The 23930-nt window shown below is 46.1% G+C and carries 19 protein-coding genes; 11 read left to right on the forward strand and 8 right to left on the reverse strand.

Annotated elements, in window-relative coordinates:
- Nucleotides 1-59: 59 nt before the first annotated feature.
- A complete protein-coding gene (locus QUB39_RS04985; RefSeq protein ID WP_333054310.1) occupies nt 60-956 on the reverse strand; it encodes a pentapeptide repeat-containing protein in 897 nt (298 codons plus the stop codon).
- A gap of 253 nt (nt 957-1209) precedes the next feature.
- Nucleotides 1210-3681 (reverse strand): VIT domain-containing protein, encoded by a 2472-nt coding sequence (locus tag QUB39_RS04990; protein ID WP_333207922.1) that lies wholly within the window; start codon nt 3679-3681, stop codon nt 1210-1212.
- A gap of 315 nt (nt 3682-3996) precedes the next feature.
- On the opposite strand from QUB39_RS04990, the gene QUB39_RS04995 reads away from it, so the two are divergent.
- The 4 genes from QUB39_RS04995 (at nt 3997) to QUB39_RS05010 (ending at nt 9125) form a co-directional block, all read left to right on the forward strand.
- The gene (locus QUB39_RS04995; protein ID WP_333054306.1) at nt 3997-5001 is read left to right on the forward strand and encodes an Rpn family recombination-promoting nuclease/putative transposase; all 1005 of its coding nucleotides are present in this window, start codon (nt 3997-3999) and stop codon (nt 4999-5001) included.
- Nucleotides 5002-5132: 131 nt separating this feature from the next.
- Complete coding sequence (locus QUB39_RS05000) at nt 5133-6314, forward strand: transposase (RefSeq protein ID WP_333054304.1); 1182 nt, start codon at nt 5133-5135, stop codon at nt 6312-6314.
- 100 nt (nt 6315-6414) lie between these two features.
- Nucleotides 6415-8073 carry a CTP synthase gene (locus QUB39_RS05005; protein WP_333207921.1) on the forward strand — a complete coding sequence of 553 codons (1659 nt, stop codon included), beginning with the start codon at nt 6415-6417 and terminating at the stop codon, nt 8071-8073.
- 629 nt (nt 8074-8702) lie between these two features.
- Entirely contained in the window at nt 8703-9125 is a 423-nt protein-coding gene (locus QUB39_RS05010) for a hypothetical protein (RefSeq protein WP_333149438.1), read from the forward strand.
- Nucleotides 9126-9366: 241 nt separating this feature from the next.
- Here QUB39_RS05010 and QUB39_RS05015 read toward each other — a convergent pair whose 3' ends face one another.
- From QUB39_RS05015 to QUB39_RS05030, 4 genes are all read right to left on the reverse strand, one after another.
- Entirely contained in the window at nt 9367-10254 is an 888-nt protein-coding gene (locus QUB39_RS05015; protein WP_333054299.1) for an ROK family protein, read from the reverse strand.
- 223 nt (nt 10255-10477) lie between these two features.
- Nucleotides 10478-11194, reverse strand: a complete 717-nt coding sequence (locus QUB39_RS05020; protein WP_333460637.1) for a tetratricopeptide repeat protein — start codon at nt 11192-11194, stop codon at nt 10478-10480.
- A 396-nt stretch (nt 11195-11590) separates the two neighbouring features.
- Nucleotides 11591-12814 (reverse strand): murein transglycosylase A, encoded by a 1224-nt coding sequence (locus QUB39_RS05025; RefSeq protein ID WP_333391616.1) that lies wholly within the window; start codon nt 12812-12814, stop codon nt 11591-11593.
- Nucleotides 12807-13064: a hypothetical protein gene (locus QUB39_RS05030; protein WP_172192361.1), complete on the reverse strand. Its 258-nt coding sequence runs from the start codon at nt 13062-13064 to the stop codon at nt 12807-12809. Before QUB39_RS05030 ends, QUB39_RS05025 begins: the two co-directional genes overlap by 8 nt.
- Before the next feature lie 645 nt (nt 13065-13709).
- Here QUB39_RS05030 and QUB39_RS05035 point away from each other — a divergent pair.
- Nucleotides 13710-13949 (forward strand): hypothetical protein, encoded by a 240-nt coding sequence (locus tag QUB39_RS05035; protein WP_333054294.1) that lies wholly within the window; start codon nt 13710-13712, stop codon nt 13947-13949.
- Between the two features lie 589 nt (nt 13950-14538).
- Nucleotides 14539-17850, forward strand: a complete 3312-nt coding sequence (gene carB, locus QUB39_RS05040; protein WP_333054411.1) for a carbamoyl-phosphate synthase large subunit — start codon at nt 14539-14541, stop codon at nt 17848-17850.
- 285 nt (nt 17851-18135) lie between these two features.
- Here carB and QUB39_RS05045 read toward each other — a convergent pair whose 3' ends face one another.
- Nucleotides 18136-18390, reverse strand: a complete 255-nt coding sequence (locus QUB39_RS05045) for a DUF6737 family protein (protein WP_333054293.1) — start codon at nt 18388-18390, stop codon at nt 18136-18138.
- 52 nt (nt 18391-18442) lie between these two features.
- The gene (locus tag QUB39_RS05050) at nt 18443-19045 is read right to left on the reverse strand and encodes a Uma2 family endonuclease (RefSeq protein ID WP_333259489.1); all 603 of its coding nucleotides are present in this window, start codon (nt 19043-19045) and stop codon (nt 18443-18445) included.
- A gap of 247 nt (nt 19046-19292) precedes the next feature.
- On the opposite strand from QUB39_RS05050, the gene QUB39_RS05055 reads away from it, so the two are divergent.
- The 5 genes from QUB39_RS05055 (at nt 19293) to QUB39_RS05075 (ending at nt 23923) form a co-directional block, all read left to right on the forward strand.
- Nucleotides 19293-19955, forward strand: a complete 663-nt coding sequence (locus QUB39_RS05055) for a VWA domain-containing protein (protein ID WP_333054290.1) — start codon at nt 19293-19295, stop codon at nt 19953-19955.
- 211 nt (nt 19956-20166) lie between these two features.
- The gene (locus tag QUB39_RS05060; RefSeq protein ID WP_333259486.1) at nt 20167-20952 is read left to right on the forward strand and encodes a PP2C family serine/threonine-protein phosphatase; all 786 of its coding nucleotides are present in this window, start codon (nt 20167-20169) and stop codon (nt 20950-20952) included.
- A 191-nt stretch (nt 20953-21143) separates the two neighbouring features.
- The gene (locus tag QUB39_RS05065) at nt 21144-21836 is read left to right on the forward strand and encodes a hypothetical protein (RefSeq protein WP_333207914.1); all 693 of its coding nucleotides are present in this window, start codon (nt 21144-21146) and stop codon (nt 21834-21836) included.
- Nucleotides 21837-22186: 350 nt separating this feature from the next.
- The gene (locus tag QUB39_RS05070; RefSeq protein ID WP_333054286.1) at nt 22187-23194 is read left to right on the forward strand and encodes a ribonuclease III domain-containing protein; all 1008 of its coding nucleotides are present in this window, start codon (nt 22187-22189) and stop codon (nt 23192-23194) included.
- Nucleotides 23195-23227: 33 nt separating this feature from the next.
- Entirely contained in the window at nt 23228-23923 is a 696-nt protein-coding gene (locus QUB39_RS05075; protein WP_333232938.1) for a Uma2 family endonuclease, read from the forward strand.
- Nucleotides 23924-23930 lie beyond the last annotated feature (7 nt).

Below are 23930 nucleotides of genomic sequence, written 5' to 3' on the forward strand. Positions count from 1 at the left end.
CACGTGGCGGGTATCCTGGATGCGGGAATTGTCAACAGTCAACAGTCAACAGTCAACAATCAACCGTTAATCTCATTAACTTCCCAAGAATTGACTCTGCCAGCCCCAGCTAAGGAAAAATAGCGCCTAGTAGATTCCGGCAAAATAGCTCCCGTCAACAAAGCATTATCTAAATTAGTTCCTATTAACGTCGCCTCGCTCAAATCTGCCGCCATCAAATCTGCTTGAGACAACTTTGCCCAATTCAGATTTGCCCCTCTCAAACAACTTCCCCTCAACTTAGCCCCGGTTAAGTTTGCACCCGCCAACTTCACCCCACGCAACTGAGCCGCGCTGAAATTCGCCCCCGCCAAATTCGAGCCTTCCAAATTAGCTCCCATGAGTTTAGCTTCGCTCACGTTGACGCCGCTCAAATCTACACCGCAAAGATTCACCCCTGTCAACTGCGCTCGTCGCAGACTGACTCCGGTTAATTGAGCTCCAAAAAGTTTTGCACTATTGAGCCTTGCACCGTAAAGGTTGGCCCACTTAAAATTAGCTCCCGTCAGATTCGCGCCCAGCAAGTTAACTAATTGCAAGTCGGCGCTGCACAAATTGGCATTCCACAACACAGCACCCCGCAGGTTTGCGCCAGTTAAAGTTGCGCCGCTTAACTTTACCTTGGGCATTTTTGCTTTTACCAAAAAAGCTCCACTCAAATTAGCTTTTGTCAAATCTGCACCAGAGAGTTGGGTTTCACCCATTTTGGCAAAACTCAGATTTGTTCTGTGCATCTGTGCATCTTTGAGTGTTGCTTTGGTGAGAAACGCCCTACTGAGGTTCGCCCCGGAAAGATTAGCTCGCGAAAGGTTGACTCCGATTAAGATTGCTCCGCTGAGGTCTTTCCCGCTGAGGTCGGCTCCAGTAAAGTCTCTTTCTCCTTTTTCGTAATTGTTGAGCAGTTCGCTAACTTCCATAGGGCATCATACCTTCTATGATTGGGGGGTTTCGATCCAGAAATCTTTACTGTTAAGGTTGTTTCAGAAAGGAAACTGTTTCAGAAAGGAAACTGTTTTAGCGTTTGCCTCAAACGGTATAAATTTCATTAACATCACTTTCTGTTTAAAGGCAATCTCTTAATAAAGATTTTATATCTTCCTCGCGGTAGCGATCCCAGTTTCGGTATTTTTGAATTAAAAATTAATGTTTCTTGACATAGATAGTCATTCCTTAACGATCGCCTGTAATTCGCAACTTCAGGCGCAGCGTGCCCTTGAATCCTGCAGGAGGTTGCCAGGAACTCAAGGCCCTCTTGAGAGTTTCTACGGCGTCTGTTGCTTGCAGCGTCGAGGTTTTAGTGTCGAGCGCCAATCGGGCAACGCGGCCGTCTTGTACCAATAACTTCCACACCGTTTCACCGCTAACCCCCGCCGGGAGATTAACAGATTGCAGGTATTGACTCAAAGCCGCGATCGCCCCGGCATCCAACCCTTCGACGCTAACTACTTGGAGGCGAGAAGCCAAAGGCTTCGGGCGTTGCAACTCACCGTAACCTTGCTGCGGCGCCATAGCAGGAGCTGGACTCACCGGTGCCGAGTTGCGAGTCGAGGTAACGCTGCGAGTGCCGCCCCTAGTTGGCTCTTCCCCTCCCGACTCGAAAATACCCTCGTAGCTGACACCCTGCGGCAATTCCACAGGCACTTGCACGCGGCGACGAGATCCATCTGGTTCCACTCGCACTTCTTCGCTCACAGCCACAAAAGCCGTGTATTCCGACAGCAAGCGATAAGTCAGAGCAGTATTAGTCACAGCTTCCACCAGAGATTTAGTCTCGCCACCAAACATTTGATTCATTAAATCTTTAATGCGCGATCGCCCCCAAAGTTGAGCTACCGCCGGATTGCCAAAATCCGTAGCGGTTGCTGCGACGGAAGTAGACTCTCGCTGCCGCCCGCCGGATTGAGCAAAATTAACCGGTAAAACTTGCTCGTAAGCTTTGCCGCCCGCCAGAGTGCCGCGGATGCGAAGTTGGCCGTTAGTTCGATCGGCCTTTTTGCCAAACAAAACCAGTGGCCCACTCGCAAACAAGTCTGGGGGCGCGATCGGATAAATCTCCGGTTTTTCCCCCACTCCTTCCCAACTAATTTGAATATTAGTCAATACCGGACGATTAATTTCACGAAAAAACTTTTCTGTCGCTTCTGCCGACGGTTCATCTTGACGAATTACTTGAGAAGTGCCTCTTCCCACTTCCGCCAAACGGTTGAGCAAAAACCGATTCACCGAACCGCCAACACCAAAACTATAAAGTCGATTTCCTGGTTTCAGACTCTGCTGAACCAGAGCCAGCACTTCATTTTCATTACCAATGTAACCATCCGTAATTAATACAATACTCCGCAGCCTTCCCGTAGCCGCCGCCGGAAAATTCATCACTGCTTGAAGGCCGTTAAGCAGTTCACTGCCACCGTTAGCCTGCAACTTTTCGATATAATTAATTGCGCTTTGTCGATTTTCTGCCGTATTCGCTAAAGGAGTAGTTGAAAGCGCTTGCGTAGTGTTGGCAAAATCAATAATAGTAAAAGTATCGTTGGAATTCAACCCTTGAATAAAGCGGCGCATCAACTCCTTAGATTTTGCTAGTGGCTCGCCCTTTTGAGAACCGGAAGTATCCATCAGAAACACGACATCTTTAGGTACAATTTCATTATTTTTGTAATTTAATGCCGGAATTAAATAAGTAGCAAAATGACCGCCCCGCTGGTCGGATTGAGTCAAGACAGTTGCGCGCGTATTTTCGCCCGCCACTCGATAGCGCAAAATTAAATCTTTATTGGGAATTGTGTCAGAATTGGCTAATTGGACTTGCACAATATTTCCCCTGCGGTCAGTTGTAATTTGATGGGAAGTAGAGCGGACATCGCCGATCGCAACTCCGGCATCTATTTCTACCGAAACAGCAATATTGTGACCCGATCGCGCTCCCGGAGGCAAAACAGGCGGGTTAATGCGATCGGCATCGGTCGAATTTCCCGAAATATAGCGAGGCCCTACCACCATTGGAAACACAAATTCGTAATCGCCGCCGACAAATTTGAGACTTTCGGTGTAGCGAATCGTAACTTCAATTTTTTCTCCCGGTTTGATATTAGCCAGAGACTGAGTAAAAATATTGGATCGTTCTTGTTCCAACAAACCTGCACTCCGGCCTTGCTTTCTGGCTTGTTCGTACATTTCCAAAGCTTCCTCCCGGCGTTTGATATCAGCTTTAATAGTTCGTGAGCCTATTTTAATTTCCATATCGTCCACCGCTGCTTCGTCGGGCAAAGGAAATACATAAACAGCTTCTATAGATTCGGGAAAAGGATTTTCAAACTTCTGAACAACTTCGACGCGGGAGATATTGCCAGCTATTTTGGCTTTAACTTCAGTCTGTTTCAGAGGAAAGACTTGTTCTGGCGTCGTGTTGGGAGTTTTGACGAACAAACCGCCGACTGGACAGGGAGTTTCGGGCGATCGTCCGCCATTGCAATTAACATCGTTACTAGCGAGGATTTTCGGCGACACAGACGAATAATTTTCCCCAAGAGCATTTGCCCGCGCCCCATTGGGAGCGAGCCACACGCCACACTCGATGGCTGCGAGCAATGCGATACCAGTACAAAGCAACCGTTGAGGGGATAGAACGCAGACAAACTTCATAGCTGTTTTTTTTTAGCAGACTTGAGGTGCTTTGTTTACCATGACTTTACCATTGCCGAAACGTTCCTCAGTTAGCTTTTTGGGAAAAATGACTGAGCGCGTAGGGCTGATTTTAGATTTTAGATTTTAGATTAACTCTACAGGCGCTCATGGGGGAGTGGAACTTTTGTCTAGACTGCTGTGGGCTTGCATCCGTATTTGGGTGAAGTCGGTTGGGGCGATCGTCCGCGAACCCAACCTAGAAGATTGTATGATAGTTAAATAATTAAATAACTCTAACCTCAACCTCTCAATCTCTAATAAATTGAAAAAGCCATGAATTTTATTAACCCCAAAACCGACTTTGCATTTAAAAAAATCTTCGGCTCGGCTGACAGCAAAGACATTTTGATTAGCTTCTTAAATGCCATCCTCTACGAAGCGCAGCCAGTTATCGAAGATTTAGAAATTCTTGACCCTTATTTAGCTCCCAAAATCAAAGGAGTCAAAGATACTTACTTGGATGTTAAAGCAAAAATTGGTGGCAGCAAAACTGCGATCGTTGAAATGCAGGTATTGAATGTAGAATCCTTTGAGAAACGGATTTTATACAATGCTACCAAAGCTTACTCAGTGCAATTAAAAAGCGGAGAAAACTACAACCTGTTAAATCCCGTGATTGCCTTGACGATTACAGATTTCCAAATGTTTGAGCATCTGGAAACAGTAATTTCGCGGTTTTGTATCAAAGAAAAAAACAACTTAGTCGAGTATTTGGCGGATGAATTAGAATTTGTCTTTGTTGAGTTGCCCAAATTTGACAAGACTTTAGCAGAATTAGAGACTCTGACTGACAAGTGGATATATTTCATGAAAACCGCTCGCACGTTAAGGTCTGTGCCGGAAGAGTTGGGAAATGTACCGGAACTCCGCAAAGCTTTTACAATTGCCAATGAAGCAAATCTCGATCCTGATGAATTGGAGGATTTAGAAAGGCGAGAAATTTTTATTCAAGACCAGCGCGGTGCAATTACCAAAGCTACCAGAATCGGGATAGAACAAGGAATCAGACAAGGCATCGAACAAGGCATCGAACAAGGCATCGAACAAGGCATTGAACAAGGCATCGAACAAGGCATCGAACAAGGCATCAAACAAGGAAATATGACATTAATTGTTCGTCAGTTGGAGCGCAGTGTCGGCGTGCTGTCGCCGGAGTTCAAAACCAGCATAGCTCAGTTATCCGCTCAGCAATTAGAGAATCTAGGAGAGGCACTATTAGACTTTGCCAGTTTGTCAGATTTGACAACTTGGTTGCAAGCACATAACAATCGTCAATAATTTGGTCAAATGGGTGTAGGGGGCAATCCCCCGTGGTTGCCCTTATGGATTACCAAAAACTTGGGTCTAAAGCCCCATCCTTTTAGAACGGCTTAGTGTTAGTATCTTAGCGTAGCGATTTTCCACGTAAGATGTTCGTTCTAGAATTCAAGGCGAAAGGAAAACCAAATCAGTACGCAGCAATAGACGAGGCAATTAGGACTGCTCAGTTCGTTCGGAATAAGTGCATCCGTTTCTGGATGGATAACCGAGGTGTTGGGCAAAAAGACTTGTATCGGCACAGCACTGCGCTCAGAGAAGAGTTTCCTTTCGTCAAAACCTTGAATTCTAGTGCTTGCCAAGCGTCAGTCGAGAGAGCTTATTCTGCAATTGCTCGGTTTTACGACAACTGCAAGAAAGCTCTTCCCGGAAAGAAAGGTTATCCGACTTTTAAGAAAAACTGTCGCTCAGTTGAATATAAAGTGAGCGGCTGGAAACTTTCAGAAACCCGCAAGCAAATCACTTTCACTGACAAGAAAGGAATTGGTAAGCTCAAACTAAAAGGAACGTGGGATCTAAACTTCTACCAGCTCGATCAAATAAAACGGGTACGCTTGATCCGTCGCGCTGACGGTTACTACGTTCAGTTTTTGATCGGTGCTGAAAACGAAGTAGATACGACGCCGACTGGTAAAACACTCGGTTTGGACGTAGGGCTCAAAGAGTTTTATACAGACTCTAACGGTCACTCTGAACCAAACCCCCAGTTTTATCGAACCACTGAGAAACGGTTAAAGTTTCGACAGCGCCGCGTTTCTCGTAAAAAGAAAGGCTCTGCCAACCGCAAGAAAGCAATTAATCGATTAGGAAGAGTACACCTCAAAATAAGTAGGCAACGTGAAGAACACGCTAAGAGACTGGCGCGTTGCGTAATCCGATCTAACGATTTGGTCGCCTACGAAGATTTGAGGATTAAAAACTTAGTAAAGAATCACTGTCTCGCCAAATCGATCAATGATGCGGGTTGGTATCTATTCAGGAAGTGGCTGGAGTATTTTGGAGTAAAATTTGACCGGGTGACGGTTGCCGTCAATCCAGCATATACTTCGCAAAAATGTTCTAACTGCGGTGCAATCGTAAAAAAAACCCTATCCGTAAGAACCCATGTTTGTGAATGCGGGTTCGTTATGGATAGGGATTGGAATGCTGCGATTAATATCCTGAAATTAGCCTTGAGTACGGTAGGGCATACCGGAACTTGGGTCAAAGACCCGAACGCTTTGGGAGATTCGACCTCTACTTTGGCTGGAGAAATCCTGTCGCAAGCAAGTTGAGTCTACGAACAAAGAATCCCCGCTGCTTTAGCACCGGGAGTGTCAACTATGTCACATTTGAGTCTGACCTGACATTGAAACATCTAAAGTCGAAAATCCTATGAGCAAATTTGTGTTTGTGACTGGTGGCGTGGTTTCCAGCATCGGCAAGGGAATTGTCGGTGCTTCCTTGGGCCGCCTATTAAAGTCGCGGGACTATTCAGTCTCGATTTTGAAGCTAGACCCCTATATTAACGTTGACCCCGGCACTCTGAGCCCGTTTCAGCACGGAGAAGTCTTTGTCACGCAAGATGGTGCGGAAACTGACTTGGATTTGGGGCACTACGAGCGTTTTACCGACACTTCCATGTCTCGCCTCAATAGCGTCACCACGGGTTCCATTTATCAAGCGGTGATTAACAAAGAACGCCGCGGTGAGTATCAGGGGAGCACGGTGCAGGTGATTCCGCACATTACTAACGAGATTAAAGATCGAATTCACCGGGTAGCAAAAAATACCAATCCCGATGTGGTGATTACGGAAATCGGCGGAACGGTGGGAGATATTGAATCTTTGCCGTTTTTGGAGGCAATTCGCCAGTTTCGCAAGGATGTCGGTCGGCAAAATGTTGTGTATATGCACGTCACGCTGATACCTTGGATTCCTTCGGCTGGGGAGATGAAAACTAAACCGACTCAGCATTCGGTGAAGGAATTGCGGTCGATCGGCATTCAACCAGATATTTTAGTCTGTCGGTGCGATCGCCCGCTGTCTTTGGGCATGAAACAGAAATTGTCGGAATTCTGCAACGTCCCCGAAGAATGTGTCATCACCGCTCAAGATGCTAAAAGTATCTACGAAGTGCCGCTGATGATGGAACAGGAAGGTTTGGCGGAACAAACGCTCAATTTGCTGCAACTCGAACATCGCCAGCCAGATTTGCATCAGTGGCAAACTTTAGTCAACAGGCTTTACAGTCCCAATCACAAAATTGATATTGCTTTAGTTGGCAAATACGTGCGGTTGAACGATGCTTATCTTTCGGTGGTCGAAGCTTTGCGGCACGCGGCAATTGCGATCGGCTGCGACCTGAATTTACACTGGATTAACTCAGAAGATTTAGAATCGGGAAACCTCGATAATTATCTCAAAGGTATCAACGGCATTCTTGTACCCGGAGGTTTTGGGGTTCGGGGAGTTGACGGCAAAATAGCGGCGATCGAATATGCTAAACACCACAAAATTCCATTTTTGGGATTGTGTTTGGGGATGCAGTGTGCTGTGATTGAATGGGCGCGCAACATCGCTCAACTAGAGGATGCCAACAGCGCTGAATTTAACCCAGATACAGCGAATCCGGTAATTAATTTATTGCCAGAACAGCAAGATGTAGTCGATTTGGGCGGTACAATGCGACTGGGTTTGTATCCGTGCCGTGTCAACCCAGACACGCTAGCTTTCAAACTTTATCAGAAAGAAGTGATTTACGAGCGGCACCGCCATCGGTACGAATTTAACAACGCCTACCGCAATCTTTTCTTAGAATCAGGTTATGCAGTCTCCGGTACATCTCCAGACGGCCGCTTGGTAGAAATGATCGAATTTCCCAACCATCCCTTTTTCATAGCCTGCCAATTTCACCCCGAATTCCAATCTCGACCTAGCGCCCCCCACCCCTTGTTTCAAGGGTTTATCCAGGCCGCTAGCATCCAGGGAAAGCAGGATGTTTTAGAAGATGAGGATCGCGACTTGGTGGCCGAGAAAGTTGCAGCAAACTGATCTCATATCATGTGCGATCGATTAGTTCTGATATATTAGATGTCTGTAGGGGCGGTTCAGAGTACACAATATTCAAATCGCCCCGGCAATCGACATTACAAAACCCGCCCAACAGACCAATAGGATTTGATAGGGGTTGCACTTATCGGACTAGATATCGGGCAGCATTCTCAACGAGTGAAAAACCTCCCCCCCAACCCCTATGCTAGGGCTGGGGGGCTAGTACCACAAGGGAGAAGGCAGAAGGTAAAAATGCAATACGGTTCAGTTAAGCTCGATCCCCTGGCGCCTAGGGCGGGCACAGGGGCACCGCCCCTACAAAGGGGAGTAGGGGGTGGGACAAGAACTTACTCTTGCGTCCCCCTTGGGAAGGGGGATTTAGGGGGATCTCGCCCGGAATAAATAGTTTTAACCCAAGCGTATTGGGTAAAAATGCTGATATTTTTACTTAACTTTTTAGCTTGGATTTCAATGGTGATACCAGTAAAAAAAAATGTAACTTTAGGCAACTTCCCAACCCCGATAGTCATCAGTCATGCCCAATCTAAAATCTAAAATCTAAAATCTAAAATGGTATGAGTTGTCAAACTATCCTAAAATACCAGGAAACACAGGTTTGAGGAGGCTTTGTGGCTTATTGGAGCAAAATTACTTATGAGAAAAGTACATACATAATTGACCTTGACACTATTAGTGCTTTTTCTAGCGAACTGGATAACAAGCGTCTCACCTTTTGGCTGCCTAATAGCAGTCAGCCGATTATCCTCAATCCCCAAGGCAATTCTGAGGCTTACAAGCAAGTTCTCGATTACCTCAAAAAAACCATCGATCGCAATTCGAGAGGTTCGTGGATTAAAATTCATTATGACCGCAAAGAATTTGCGATCGATATGAGTCGAATTAGCTCTTTTGCTTGCGAACAGAACGGTCGGCTAAGCTTTTGCCTGCCGGACAGCGCAACTAATATTATTATCCTGCGCCAAAACAACCCGGAAACTTATCAAGAAATTCAGGAATACATTAAAAATACCACTGGACAATCTCTGCCATGAAGCAGTCATTAGTCATTAGTTGTTAGTCATTAGTCATTAGTCGTTAGTTGTTAGTCATTAGTCATTAGTCATTAGTCATTAGTCATTAGTTATAAGTATGAACAATGAAGGAGGAAGGAAGACTATTTTTAGTAAATCCTAACATTCATTTTATTTTTTTTTGGGGTAAGGTGCTTAGGTTGCACCCTAAGTTTAGATATGAAAAAAGCGCAATAAACTGCGCTGCTTTTTGAAATTTTAACTATTGAACAAGCTGCCAAGCTAATTTTGCTGCCCCTACAATGCCTGCTTGATTGCCCAATTCAGCCACCAATAACTGTAAATCCTCGCGAGAACTCGGCAGTACACGTTGCTCAATTTCTTGTCGAACCTTCGGCAAGAAAAATTCTGCACCTGCACTAATTCCACCGCCGATAATAATAGCTTCCGGCGTCAAAATATAAATGAGACTTGCCAAACCGATACCCAGATAGCGCCCGTAATTTTGCCAAAATTCTAAAGCTTTGGCATCTTCCGACTTAGCTAGATTTGCTAATTCTAGCGGTTCCAAACCCGTTTCGCGGCGAATTGCTTGCACCGAAACGTACTGTTCTAAAGAACCGCGATTGCCGCTGTTGCACTCCGGGCCGTCGGGATTTATAGTAATCAATCCTAGTTCTCCGGCCGCGCCTTGATGACCTACAAATAGTTTGCCGTCTAGGATAACTGCACCGCCGACTCCTGTACCTAAAGTTATTAAAATTAGGTCTTTAAAGTGCCTTCCTGCGCCCAACCAAGCTTCTCCCAATCCGGCACAGTTGGCATCATTTGCTAATATTGTCGGCAGTCCGGTTTTAGCTTCCAACCAGTCAGCGAGGGGGACGTTATGCCAGTTTTTGAGGTTAATTGCTACTCTGGCTATGCGGCCGGCGGCGTCTGCAGGGCCTGGAGTGCCGATGCCGATCGCACTTACAGCATTTTCCACCGGATTCAGTTGTAAAATAGCATCGGTCATCGCAGCTAAAACGGCTTCTGGCGTTGCCGGTTGAGGAGTTGGAACAGTTAAGGATTGGTGACAAATGCCGTCTTCGCTAAATCTGCCGAGTTTAATTGCGGTTCCGCCTAAGTCAATGCCGATTACTTGTGTCATTCGATTTGAGTTTTGGATGCAAGGATTTGGGATTAATCCTCATAGGATAAACATATTTTAAGGTGCGGACTGTACACATTACCAAGTAAGTTTGTAGTGATAATTTAAATCCTCCAACTCCTATTTTAGTCTATAATACTTAGCGACAAAAAATGGGTTAATTATTAATACTATCATACCCATCGCAATTCCTAGCAAAAATTATGGATACCAGCGAGTTCGCCTATTTAATTTCGCCTAACTTACGTTGCGCTACCTCTCGGTTGTGCAAAGCATCGTGATAGTCTGGTTGGAGAGCAATTGCCTGGGTATAAGATGCGATCGCATCTTCAAATCTTCCTAAATTATACTGCTCATTCCCTCGATCGCACCACGCTTTCGCCTCTACATTAACTTCCGATTCTGCCTCCGCAGCCTCAGCGCCTCTGCGGTTCCCTTCCCCAGAAAAACCCAAACCATCCCCAACAAACACCGCCTCAATTACCATCCCCTTTGTCTCCTCCTCCTCAACCTCCGGCAGCGGAAACCGTGTCAATATCTCCCGCCCAATTCTCCTCGCCACCTCTGACAATTCCCCGCTGCCAATTCTACCTAACAAAACCAGCCGCTGCGCCAATTCCTGAAGCGATGCCACCGCATCCGTAGGGGCGGTGCCCCCGTGCCCGCCCTGCTGGTTTTCCCCCTCTAACAATCGAGTCCCAAACCGTCGCAGCCAAGCAGCCAATTCACCATCTTTAAGGCGTTTTGCGATTAAGAATCCCGCTACATCTCCTCGACTCCAGCCGACATTCACCCCTTCCAGGATTTCCATGAATTTCGACTCGTATTCCGCGTCAGTTTGGGTGGGGCGGGGCGCAGGTGGTGGCGGCGGTGGTGGGGGTGCGGTTCCTAATAGGCGCTGGATGAGTCGTTTGAGGAATTGCCAAATTTTGTTTAGCATTTGTGGGGATGGGTTGGGTTGTTTCTATTTTATACGAATGCGGACAGGTTTGTCGGTATCTGCGATGGGAAAGGGGCGGGTGTTTGAGTATCTGGGATGGGTGGGTGCGGGTTGATGAATTATGCTATTTGATGATATAAATTTCGGCTAACCCGCCCTACCAATTTTGCTATTTTAGATGTATTATTTTATTATCAAATACCGTAGGGGCGGGTTCGCCCACAATCTATAATTCCCATCCCAAATATTGATAAACCCGCCCCTACCCAACCAACTAACCCATATTACCAAATACCTAGATAGAGTGAATATCGAAGAAACCGGGTTTTTTCCTAATCTGCGGATTATCGCGAATATTTTTTGTAAAAACCCGGTTTCTGGCCACTCGCTTTGTTCCTACTTTAAAAGCGGATAATACAGTTCTCCTGTTGAGTTGATATAACCGGCCCGATCGCCCGCTAAATCCCCCGTTCCCATAAATACGTCAACTCTCCCCGCGCCTTTGATTGCGCCGCCAGTATCCTGATCCAAAACGTACCGATTCACGGCATTTTGTTCGAGTTGTCCCGCCCCATTCGGATAAGGGAGTTTTGTACTAATTAATGCTAGTGCGCCGGGGGGCATTAAAGCTTTGTCGGTGGCGATCGACCTTTCGGCAGTTACTGGCACTCCAATGCTTCCTGTGGCTGGAGCTCCATTACTATCCCGGAAGAATACAAAGCTTTCATTTTTCGGCAAATATTTGTTCATATCTGCGGGAAAGTTGGTAAAATATTCCCTTAGTTTCGGCAAAGTTAACTCTTCTAAAGTAAACTTTCCGTCTTTAACTAATTCTCGTCCGACTCCTGTATAACTGTGACTGGTTTTGCCTGCAAAACCGACGGTCATCTCGCTACCATCTGTTAGTTGCAATCTCGCAGAACCTTGGACGTGCACGAGAAATGCTTGGAATCGATCGCGCAACCAAACTAATTCTAATCCTCGCAGCAATCCTTTACTTGCCTGCAAAGCATCTGCGCCTTCTAATTGCAATCTTGTCGGGTGAGGTTTCGGCCAAGATGCCATGTTTGGCGGCATCCGGTACAGGGGATAACGGTATTCGGAATTCGGCGTCCGAGATGCTGCGTAAGTCGGCTCGAAATAACCTGTAAATGCTACTGTTCCTTTGCCGTCTTTGCCCGTGGATTTGTAAAATACAAATTCGCGCTTGACAGATTCCTGAAGTTGTGCTGGGGTTGTGGAACTGACAACTAATTGGCGGAATCGATCGAGGGAACGGCGGACTCGATCGCGCGTAACTCCTGCGACTGGATAGCGGCTGTAAGCGCTGGCGGCGGCTGATGTATTGAGATAGCGGAGGCTGTGGTCGATCGACCTTAACAGCAATTCTTTATCGCCCGGTTTGCCATTTTCGCCCCAGATTTGAGCGTCAAAGGCGATCGACTCCAACTCACTCGCTTGTAATTGATTTACACTCATTGGTTGCAGCGATGGAACTGCAACGGCGGGCACCGAAAAAGCGATCGCCAAAACGCAACAGGCGATCGCTAATAGCTGATAGCGAAAAATCTTGCTCAATTTCCAATCTTCCCTACTGAATTGATTATTTTCCTTATTCATCGTATCGTTCGACGCTAGAAGTAAATATCGGTTCTACGCGAATTGCGAGAACACTGGTAGGCCGAACTACCATGTATTCGCCTTGAATATTTTTAATCGGGACGTTAAGAAATTCTCTTGAATCTTGTTTCGGCACCAGCGTACTGCTGTACCATTTTTGAAAATCTTGCAGGGTTGCGAAACGCACTTCTTCGCGGTGCCCGCCCTCAAGCAGCAGGTGCACGGAATATTCGCTGGGAGTTCTAGGCATAGGAGATGGGGAGAGTTGTTGGAGGACAATTTAAAATCTAAAATCTAAAATTGATGTGGCTGCCCTCAAGCAGCAGGTGCACGGAATATTCGCACTTGTGTTCTAGGCATATCTGTATTTTAGATTTTTGATTTTAAGCTTTTGGAACGATTCCATATTTTACCTCTTCCTCGGCGCATTCCCTCATTTAGTAGGTTGGATTGAGGGAGGGGGAGAGACTGGGAGAAGGAGAGAGTGGGAGAGGGGGAGAGTGGGAAAAGGGGAGGGTGGGAGAGACCGGAGAGTTGTTGCAGGAAAATCTCAATCTAAAATCTAAAATCGATAAAGTTGTTGCAGGAAAACCCCAATCTAAAATCTAAAATCTAAAATCGCGCAATCGATTGACGGCGGCCCCCATCTGCGGCTACGCTGTGAAATTAAGGTTGCTTTGCTTGCAGAGGAAGCGGCCCGCGTCGCCCAAAAATCTAGTTGCACTGCCCAAAGCTGTTACCAGCAGCAATGGACAGCTACCGCCAAACTGAGTAAGCAGTATGGAGGCTGATTGAGAATTCTAACATTCTCTGTAGCCGCCCTGCTCTGTGTTAACGTGCGGGGCGGCTGGGTTTTTGGGTTTTCCTAGAAAACCAAAAACCAGGAGATCATATTATGTCACAGGAATTCGTGCCTGACGATAACTTTTCCGCGCGTCCAAATGACGACTCAGCAGTATCCGAACAGGAAGTCGTGCGGATAACGGTTGTCGGTTCCCGCGCCGCCGTGTTAGAAACCATCCACACCTTGTACCGACTGGGATTTGCCGCCGTCGGGGATTGGAGTCCGCCCCAGCGAGGCGCACAGCCGGGACAAGTTATAAGCGTACTCATTCGCCGATCGCGCAAAGCCTAAAAATAGGGTGAAATACGGTAGGGAAACCGTGTCTTTCGTTGTGTCAACAATCGCCTGAAACCATTGATAAATCTAGCTTTTAGCTAAGTCTAGATCCCCCTAAATCCCCCTGATTGTTGGGGAGTAGGGGTTGACTTTGAGAAGACTCTTGTCCCCCCCTTCTTAAGGGGAGTAGGGGTTGGCTAGGGGGGATCTAGATTTAATACTCAAACAACAGTCTGTGATTGGGTTTGACGTTAAGTTGACACCAATGGCTTCTTGGAGTGTCCCTACAATGATTAATCTGGCGGAATAAATGGATTGTGTATTTTAGAACACGATTTGACCGCAACACTTAAAATAGTCTTGATTTACCGATCGACTGCACCCTTTTCTCATCAATATTTCTGGTTAGCTGGGGGTGTCTGTGGGCCGGAGTTGCTAGGTTCTGCTTCCAAAAGGCTGAGAATGGTGCACAATTTCAAATTAACAACAAAACTTGCACTTTTTTGAGTAAGCTTTTGGGGGAACAGCTTAGAAAGCCTGTTTCTAAGAGTGATGCAAAATATCAATTAATCCTCAACCTTGTCCAATTACCAATTACGAACCTATGCCCCGTCGTCAAGACTTAAAAAAGATTCTTCTCATTGGTTCCGGCCCAATTGTTATCGGTCAAGCGTGCGAATTTGACTATTCAGGGACACAAGCTTGCAAAGCTTTGCGAGAAGAAGGTTTTGAAGTAGTGTTGGTGAATTCCAACCCGGCAACGATTATGACCGATCCGGAAACTGCCGATCGCATTTACATCGAACCTCTAACGCCGGCCATCCTCGAACAAATCATCGCTAAAGAAAGACCTCAAGCAATTTTACCGACTATGGGCGGTCAAACGGCGCTAAATTTAGCAGTTGCCGTCGCTAAAAATGGCGTTTTAGAAAAATACAACGTCGAGTTGATTGGTGCTAAATTGCCAGCAATTGAAATGGCAGAAGATCGGCTATTATTTAAGGAAGCGATGGCGCGAATTGGTGTCGCCGTTTGCCCTTCGGGAATTGCCAACACTCTCGACGAAGCCAAAGCCATTGGTCACCAAATCGGCAGTTATCCGTTAATTATTCGTCCTGCTTTTACAATGGGCGGCACGGGAGGCGGCATTTCTTACAATCAAGAAGAATTTGAAGAAATGGCACAAGGCGGGATTGATGCCAGTCCAGTCTCGCAAATTTTGATCGAACAATCTTTGATTGGTTGGAAAGAGTACGAACTCGAAGTAATGCGAGATTTGGCAGATAATGTAGTGATTATTTGTTCGATCGAGAATCTCGACCCGATGGGCGTCCACACCGGCGATTCGATCACCGTCGCCCCGGCGCAAACTCTCACAGACAAAGAATATCAGCGCCTGCGAGATGCTTCGGTGAAAATTATTCGCGAAATCGGAGTTGAAACCGGCGGTTCCAACATTCAATTTGCCGTCAATCCAGTCAACGGAGATTTCATCGTTATTGAAATGAACCCTAGGGTTTCCCGTTCCTCCGCCTTGGCCTCGAAAGCAACTGGTTTCCCTATTGCCAAAATGGCGGCAAAATTAGCGGTAGGTTACAGCCTAGACGAAATTTCCAACGATATCACCAAGAAAACTCCGGCGTCTTTTGAGCCGACAATTGACTACGTGGTGACGAAGATTCCCCGATTTGCCTTTGAAAAGTTCCCCGGTTCCGAACCGACTCTGACAACGCAAATGAAGTCAGTTGGGGAGGTAATGGCGATCGGGCGCAGCTTCAACGAATCCTTCCAAAAAGCCCTGCGGGGATTGGAAACAGGCCGCGCGGGTTTCGGCTGCGACAAACCGGAAAAGTTGCCGAGTTTGGAACAAATTCGCGCCGGATTGCGGACGCCAAATCCCGATCGCATTTTTACAGTTCGCCACGCGATGATGATGGGAATGTCGGTGGAAGATATCTTCGAGTTTACAGGAATCGATCCTTGGTTTTTGGATAAAATGCAGGAATTGCTGGAAACTGAGAAGTTCTTGAAACGAACGCGGTTGGAACAGTTGACAAAAGAGACAATGTTTGAAGTAAAGCAGTTGGGTTTTAGCGATCGCCAAATTGCTTACGCCACCAAAACATCGGAAGATCAAGTTCGCGCTTACCGCAAACAGTTAGGCGTCATTCCGATTTACAAAACAGTCGATACCTGTGCCGCTGAATTTGAAGCGTTTACACCGTATTATTATTCCACCTACGAAGCGGGTGCGGCTATTTGGGAATTGGGCGATGAAGAAAAGAAAGTTTCGCCTGTGGGCCACAGTCTCGCGCCGGAGTCGGAAGTTTTGCCTTCTACCAAGCGAAAAGTGATGATTTTAGGTGGCGGGCCCAACCGGATCGGACAGGGAATTGAGTTTGATTACTGCTGTTGTCACGCTTCCTATTCCCTAGGAGAAGATGGCTTTGAGACAATTATGGTCAACTCGAACCCGGAAACGGTTTCGACGGATTACGATACGAGCGATCGCCTGTATTTTGAACCGCTAACAAAAGAAGATGTTCTCAACATCATCGAAGCCGAAAATCCAGAGGGAATAATTATTCAGTTTGGCGGACAAACCCCACTGAAATTAGCGCTTCCTTTACAAAAAGCCCTCGAAAATCACCCCGATGTACAAACAAAAATTTGGGGTACTTCGCCGGATTCCATTGATACTGCTGAAGACAGGGAGCGATTTGAAAAGATTCTGCGCGAGTTGGATATTCAGCAAGCTGCTAACGGTTTGGCCCGTAGTTTTGAGGATGCTTTAATAGTAGCTCAACGCATAGGTTATCCGGTAGTGGTGCGACCGAGTTACGTATTAGGCGGCCGAGCCATGGAAATTGTTTATTCCGATACGGAATTGGAACGTTACATGACCTATGCCGTGCTGGTAGAACCCGATCATCCGATTTTAATTGATAAGTTTTTGGAGAATGCGATCGAGGTTGATGTCGATGCGATCGCCGATGTTACTGGCAATGTGACGATCGGCGGTATTATGGAGCACATTGAGGAAGCGGGAATCCACTCCGGCGACTCTGCTTGTTCTATCCCTTACCAAACACTTTCTGATGCAGCTTTGGTAACAATCCGTCGCTGGACTGTAGAATTAGCAAAATCCCTGAAAGTAATCGGGTTGATGAATATTCAATTTGCCGTTCAAGGGGAAGAAGTTTTCATTTTGGAAGCTAACCCGCGCGCTTCTCGAACAGTGCCTTTTGTCTCCAAGGCGATCGGAGTTCCCTTAGCAAAAATGGCCTCGCGAGTCATGTCTGGCAAAACTCTAGAAGCTTTGGGTTTTACTGAAGAGATTATACCCACTCATGTTTCGGTAAAAGAAGCTGTATTGCCCTTTGCTAAGTTCCCAGGAACTGATACCTTGTTAGGGCCAGAAATGCGATCGACCGGCGAAGTCATGGGAATTGACACCGATTTTGGTAAAGCATTTGCCAAAGCTCAATTAGGTGCTGGACAAATGATGCCGCTGTTTGGAACCGTGTTGGTTTCGATGCGCGATCGGGACAAACTAGCAGTTGTACCCGTTGTCAAGGAATTCTTAGAATTGGGTTTCCGAGTAGTCGCAACTCACGGGACACGCAAAGTTTTGCGAGAGCAAGGTTTAGAGGTAGATTTGGAATTGAAACTGCACGAAGGGCGGCCGAATTTGTTGGATTCGATCAAAAATGAGAAAATTCAACTAATTATCACCACACCTTCCGGCGAAGAATCCCGGGCCGACGGAATCTTTATCCGCCGCACAGCTTTGACTTACAAAATCCCGATTATTACCACAATAGCCGGTGCCAAAGCGACAGCAGCGGGAATTCGATCGCTCAAATCTCACCCGATGGAAGTAAAAGCAATTCAAGACTATTACCCGCAAGCCTAGACTGGGAAACACTCAAAGGTAGGGTGTGCAGGGCGCACTATTAGTGTCAACTGAAGCTTTTAGTCCGCCAGTCCTCCGGCTCACCCGGCAGTCCGCCAGGGAATGAATTCCCTGTCTGATAGCGAAAGTCCTCTCAAAGAGGACTGAAGAACTCATTAGTCTTCATAGCGAGGACTTTCGCTTTGAGGCTGTTGTTTCAAACCCTGCCGGACTGAGGGTTTAACGTTAAGTTCACACCAATGACCGCGCACCTTACCCTAAACATAAGGTGCGCGTCACCAAAACCTAATCTGCATCGGAATCCAAAACTCCGCTAGACAGCATCAACCTCGGCCAAACTAACAAGAAAAAGCCCATCCAAGCTAATAAAGGAATCGCGACTAAAACCGTTATCCAAACAGTTTTTAATAAAAACCAACTACCGCTAATCAGGCTAGTACCAGTTAAAAGAATCGACCAAGGCTGACACCACCAAGGTTTGTAACTCCAAGGACTAATAGCTTTTTGATTAGAAAGTTTATTATCAGAAATAGATTTCATATTTTTAGTAATTTTTTAGGGATAATAGTCTGGGTAGCTGGATTAACCGAAGTTAAACATTCATCACATCTTCTGCTGTCAGCGTTAATTCGGGAAAAGTCCGCGACACAATTCGTTCGCTGCCTTTAAACGCGCTTCTTTGATAATTGCCATCTGCATCCAAAAGGTGAACCAATACAGTTGGAATTTTGGGATTTCCCAGAAATTCCCTGCTGCCAATTGCTAAATAATCGACAATCCAATACTCAGGAATTCCGAGGCGCCGATATTCGTCCAATTTGTCTATATAATCGTCCTCCCAATTTGTTGATGTTACTTCCACTGCCAGTTGAATTGGTTCCCGCATTGCAGCATAAGCAGAACGGTTCGATCGCCACAAATCGCGATCGATGACGCTGACATCCGGTCTCCGCCCTTGTTCGATGCCGGCTTTACTTACAGTTCTGATAACGGCTGTAGTGTTGACTACATAATTCAAATTTAGTCGCCGGATTTCATCGTTGAAGCCAAATAACAGGAAATTAGCAACATCATCATGATTTCTTGTGGAATTCATCTCTACTATTTCTCCATTTACCAGTTCATAACGTCCATCTTCTGGACATTCTACAAGGAATTGGTCAAAGGTTAATTGCTGTGTGACTGTTGCAATCATAAGATTTATCCTTATTTTGCAGTAATACTATTAGCCTATATTACCACAGGCAGGAAGAATTTTGTTTTTTTGACGGCAGACATCCAATTCTAAAATCTAAAATATACAATCAAAAATCAAAAATCGATTCACGTAAATGGTAAAATACGATCGCCAGCGGGCAGATTGAGTTAAATATGTCACCTACTTGCTAGGGTAGAAAGTAACAAACCTAGAAATCGAGCCACTCCCAGGTCAACCCCGAACCATGAGACTAGACGAAGCCGTAGAATTTGCCGAAAACCCAGAGCCGCGCTGTCCCTGCGTCCTCCTGCTGGACACCTCCGGCTCCATGCAAGGCGCACCCATAGATGCCTTGAATGAGGGGCTGGAAATTTTTAGGAATGACCTAATTAAAGACGAACTAGCTAAAAAGCGAGTCGAAGTCGCGATTATTTCATTTGACAATCAAATCAAAATCGTGCAAGACTTCGTTACCGCCGACCAGTTCGAGACGCCACTGCTGACAGCTCAAGGACAAACCCACATGGGCGCCGGCATTCAGCTAGCATTAGATACCATTGCGGCCCGCAAATCGGAATACCGCAACAACGGCATTACCTACTACCGCCCGTGGGTATTTATGATTACTGACGGCGAACCTCAAGGTGAATCCGACGATGTTGTGGAAATAGCAGCACAGCGGATTAAAGAGGAAGAAATTAACAAGCGCGTGGCATTTTTTGCAGTCGGAGTGGAAGGTGCTAATATTCCTCGTCTCGCGCAAATTGTCGAGCGCACGCCTGTAAAATTGAGAGGATTAGACTTTAGAGAGATGTTCATCTGGCTGTCGGCTAGTATGCAGAGAGTTTCTCACTCAAAAATTGATGAACAAGTAGCACTGCCCCCACCCGGATGGGGAACTGTTTAGTCATTAGTCATTGGTCATTGGTCATTGGTCATTGGTCATTGGTCATTGGTCATTGGTCATTAGTATGTGACAAGCGGTAATGTGTGGTGTACATCGCCCTACCAAATTAGTAAAGTGTGGTGTGCATCGCCCTACCTAATTAGGGATAAATAAACCCGTCCAGACTTTGCATAGTTGTGAATTTACGAAGTTTTGAGTTAAAGAGTTATTAATGCAGAATTCATCCTTTAATTGGCAAGTTGTAGCGGCATCGGTGATAGGTACGAGCCACGAAAAACGATCGCAGCCTTGTCAAGATGCCCACTGCTGGCGTCTCTTGCCAAACGGTGTTTTAGCGGCAGCGGTTGCCGATGGTGCGGGCTCGGCAGCACTCGCAGAAGTTGGGGCAAAAATTGCTGTGGAAGCGGTTGTCGAAACGATTTGCCAGCAACAGGAAAGGCTGCCTCAAAATGACGATGAATGGCAGGTATTCTTGACAGCATCACTGCAAGTTGCGCGGGCGCAGGTGGAAGCAGAAGCGGCAGTGCGGGAAGTGGCTGCGAGAGATTTAGCCTGCACTTTAATTGCTGTTGTTGCTACGCCGGAATTAATCGCCGTTGCTCAAATCGGCGACGGTGCGGCGGTAGCAGGTGATAGTGCAGGAAATGCGATCGCCCTGACAGTACCCCCCTGTGGCGAATACATCAACGAAACTATCTTTTTGATTTCGCCGAATGCAATTGAAACAGCGCAATTTCAGGTACTGCGGGAAAAACTGCAGCACTTAGCCGTGTTTTCCGACGGGTTGCAAATGCTAGCCCTCAAAATCCCAGAAGGCACGCCGCACAAGCCGTTTTTTGCGCCTTTGTTTCGGTTTTCGGGCGAGTGGAAAGAAGAAGAAGATGCGAAACAGCAGTTAGAGTCATTTTTGCGATCGCCCCGCGTTTCCGAACGCACCGATGATGACTTAACATTATTGCTAGCAACTTTTTCGAGTTCGGAGGCACAGGACAATTAAAAATAAACATTTTGCCACAGCCAATACCCATCTGGGTGAATTGGCGTCGATCTGCGGTTAAAAATTTCCGATTCTGAATTTTGCAACAAGTCTAATGCGTTCAACCTCATCAGCGGTGAAAATTTGGCGCGGTTCTATAATAAAATCGAGGTGTCAACAATTCTGCTTTAGTCTGTACAGTAGGTCGTCGTTTGCAAGCACAAGAGATTAAGGATAAGCTCAACTCCCTAATTAGCGCCGCAGATCCAATAGATCCGAGTTTGGCGAGAAGATTGGATGAAATCAATCGCTGGGTGAAAGATGTTAAACCCGGTTCGCTAACTGCTAAAAAATTTGTGATGGCTTTTTTGCTGCAGCTTATCCGAGATTCTCAGGTTTGGCTGGCAGTTCAATCTCTACCTTCGGAAAGAGAACAGCAAGCCGCGTTTGAGTTAATGACGCCGGGGGAAAGGTATTGGTACAGCTATCTATTTCCTAAATGGCTGAGCGAAAACGATCGCAAATTTTACATCTGGAAACAAAAACTCAAGGCCGGCCAATTCGATCCGGGTGATGATATCGTGATTCGTGCGATCGCAGCCCGAATAGTCGATCGCCAAGGCACTGTTTTGTATCGATATGTTGCAGATCTTTCTATGGCAACCGATTCGATCGTTAGTAGCCGCCAACAGCAGCCCCTCTGCATTCAAGTCACAACTCTTTCGGATGAATTCTCTGAACAAAAATATCATAATTGGCAACAAACTCTTCAAGATTGGGGGATTGACAGAGGATTATTTTTAAGTTATGATAAAAACGATGCAAATTTCCTGAATCAGTTAGTTAATATAGCATTATATAATAGTGATAATTTGCCCGCAGGTCGTTACCTCAAGTTCCCGTAAATCAAGCATATCTGCTGCTGAGAATAGTTCGACTGCTCCAAACTCTGTGAAAAAAAATTTGACTAACTCACATATTGCACAATTTTCGAGAAGGGCAACAGCCTAGTCCCCAGACAGATTCTGGAAAAGGGAAAACAGAGCAAGATTTTTCCTCCCCTTTTCTGTCTCCGGGAGGGGTTTGCCAGACACAGGCAAGAGGTGCTTGATACGAAGGCTAAGCAATGGGAACATTTACCGCAGCAATCAATCGGGTGAAATAACTAGCAAGTCTGCCTAAATTGAATTGAGATTTGATTTAATTGCGGTGAAATTGTTGGAAATAAAATCTAATTACATCAAAATCAAATACTATGACAGTACAAGGTACACATACCGTTGAAAATAACTTGCAAAAAGTCTGGGAAGAACTGGAAGCAGCCAGAAAAATGCAGGATGAATGGATGAATTACGGGGTAGATTTTGTGGATTTGTATGTGGAAGACGCGGGCGGTGATTGGTTGGAAAAGTGGGGAAAATGTGAAGAAGAATTAGAGCTAATAAAAAATAAAAAGGTAGATATTGAAGCAGTCAAAGCAGCGATCGACCTTTCCAGCTTTCAGCAGACAAAACTGCTGGAAATTGCCTTAAATTGCCGTTCCTCTACCAGCTATTACTCCGATCGCCCGGAGGAGTCTCCCGCTTGGCAAGAGGTTAAGTACCAACGCCTGTCACTCCTAGGGGGAGCGATTTTCGGTGCTATTGTTACCGATTACCTCTACCGCGAATATCCAGAACTAGATCCCGATGCTATCTCAACCTTAAAAGCTCGTTTAGCAGAACCCAAAAAACTTGCGGATTTTGCACAAAATCTGAAATTCAACGAACTCAGTTGGCGCGTATGGAATGGGAGAGAAACAGAAGAAAGCGATCGCAATAGAGTTTTTTCTGAGACTTGTGAAGCTTTGTTTGGCGCGATTTACTTAGAATTCGATCGCGATTTTTTTCGTGCAGAAAACTGGCTGATTCAGCACTTGATTGAACCAAATGTTTGCCAGCATGGGGAGATAACTCAGCGGCGACAAACAGGGCCAGAAAACGAGGTGAAACGCCGGGAAATCCTGGGGGCGGATATTCTAGATGCGATCGCGATCGACTATTTGTACAACCGCTTTCCCGAACGCAACGCCAGCCAGCTAACTCGCTGGAAAAATATGTTAGTGGCCAAAGAGATTTTCCCCAAAGACTTTAAGGCAAAACTAGGCAGTCAGTACCTGGAGTTGAGAAGCAATTTCTCGCGTACCCGCGACTGGTTGGTGGATAACTTTATCCAAACCGCAGTTGACGAACTGGAAGAGGAAACAGGCGATCGACTGAAATAAAATCAAATTGTCAAAAAAATTGGGGAAACAGCAATGGTTACACAACTGCAATCTCCCGAAAAATCAAATATCATCTACCCCGACGATAACGGCGAACCGATGTCAAACAATACGGATCAGTTTCGATTAATTGTTTGGATTAAAGAAAACTTAGAATTGCTGTTTGCCGACGATCCAAATGTTTTTGTAGCAGGTGACTTGCTTTGGTATCCGGTGGAAGGCAATAACAAACTGTCTCAAGCACCAGATGTAATGGCAGTTTTTGGCATCCCCAAAGGATATCGAGGTTCCTATCAACAGTGGTATGAAAATGATATTGCGCCACAAGTCGCATTTGAAATTTGGTCGCGGGGAAATCGTCTGACTCCGATGATGCAAAAATTTCAATTTTACGAACGCTATGGTGTGGAAGAATACTATTTGTACGATCCCGAAAAATTGGAACTGATAGGATGGTTGCGGGCTGAGGGAAAATTAGAACAGATCGAACAAATTGATGGTTGGGTAAGTCCGAGACTGGGAGTGCGGTTTCAATTATCAGAAACAGGACTCGAAATGTTCGGGCCCTCTGGAGAACCGTTTAGAAGTTTTGTGGAACTCGATCGACAGATCCAGCAAGCCGAGGCGCGGGCCGAACAGGCAGAAATGCTGCTGGAACAAGAACGATCGCGATCGCAAGCTTTGGAAGCAAGACTCCGAGAAATGGGCATCGATCCCAATCAATTGTAAGCACAAC

It is taken from the genome of Microcoleus sp. AT8-B5 (genome assembly GCF_036705565.1).
Lineage (GTDB): Bacteria > Cyanobacteriota > Cyanobacteriia > Cyanobacteriales > Microcoleaceae > Microcoleus.

Excerpts from the sequence above, each read along its gene's own strand:
- QUB39_RS04985 (WP_333054310.1), bottom strand. The coding sequence starts at position 956 with ATGGAAGTTAGCGAACTGCTCAACAATTACGAAAAAGGAGAAAGAGAC.
- QUB39_RS04990 (WP_333207922.1), bottom strand. The coding sequence starts at position 3,681 with ATGAAGTTTGTCTGCGTTCTATCCCCTCAACGGTTGCTTTGTACTGGT.
- QUB39_RS04995 (WP_333054306.1), top strand. The coding sequence starts at position 3,997 with ATGAATTTTATTAACCCCAAAACCGACTTTGCATTTAAAAAAATCTTC.
- QUB39_RS05000 (WP_333054304.1), top strand. The coding sequence starts at position 5,133 with ATGTTCGTTCTAGAATTCAAGGCGAAAGGAAAACCAAATCAGTACGCA.
- QUB39_RS05005 (WP_333207921.1), top strand. The coding sequence starts at position 6,415 with ATGAGCAAATTTGTGTTTGTGACTGGTGGCGTGGTTTCCAGCATCGGC.
- QUB39_RS05015 (WP_333054299.1), bottom strand. The coding sequence starts at position 10,254 with ATGACACAAGTAATCGGCATTGACTTAGGCGGAACCGCAATTAAACTC.
- QUB39_RS05020 (WP_333460637.1), bottom strand. The coding sequence starts at position 11,194 with ATGCTAAACAAAATTTGGCAATTCCTCAAACGACTCATCCAGCGCCTA.
- QUB39_RS05025 (WP_333391616.1), bottom strand. The coding sequence starts at position 12,814 with ATGAATAAGGAAAATAATCAATTCAGTAGGGAAGATTGGAAATTGAGC.
- QUB39_RS05030 (WP_172192361.1), bottom strand. The coding sequence starts at position 13,064 with ATGCCTAGAACTCCCAGCGAATATTCCGTGCACCTGCTGCTTGAGGGC.
- QUB39_RS05035 (WP_333054294.1), top strand. The coding sequence starts at position 13,710 with ATGTCACAGGAATTCGTGCCTGACGATAACTTTTCCGCGCGTCCAAAT.
- carB (WP_333054411.1), top strand. The coding sequence starts at position 14,539 with ATGCCCCGTCGTCAAGACTTAAAAAAGATTCTTCTCATTGGTTCCGGC.
- QUB39_RS05045 (WP_333054293.1), bottom strand. The coding sequence starts at position 18,390 with ATGAAATCTATTTCTGATAATAAACTTTCTAATCAAAAAGCTATTAGT.
- QUB39_RS05050 (WP_333259489.1), bottom strand. The coding sequence starts at position 19,045 with ATGATTGCAACAGTCACACAGCAATTAACCTTTGACCAATTCCTTGTA.
- QUB39_RS05055 (WP_333054290.1), top strand. The coding sequence starts at position 19,293 with ATGAGACTAGACGAAGCCGTAGAATTTGCCGAAAACCCAGAGCCGCGC.
- QUB39_RS05060 (WP_333259486.1), top strand. The coding sequence starts at position 20,167 with ATGCAGAATTCATCCTTTAATTGGCAAGTTGTAGCGGCATCGGTGATA.
- QUB39_RS05070 (WP_333054286.1), top strand. The coding sequence starts at position 22,187 with ATGACAGTACAAGGTACACATACCGTTGAAAATAACTTGCAAAAAGTC.
- QUB39_RS05075 (WP_333232938.1), top strand. The coding sequence starts at position 23,228 with ATGGTTACACAACTGCAATCTCCCGAAAAATCAAATATCATCTACCCC.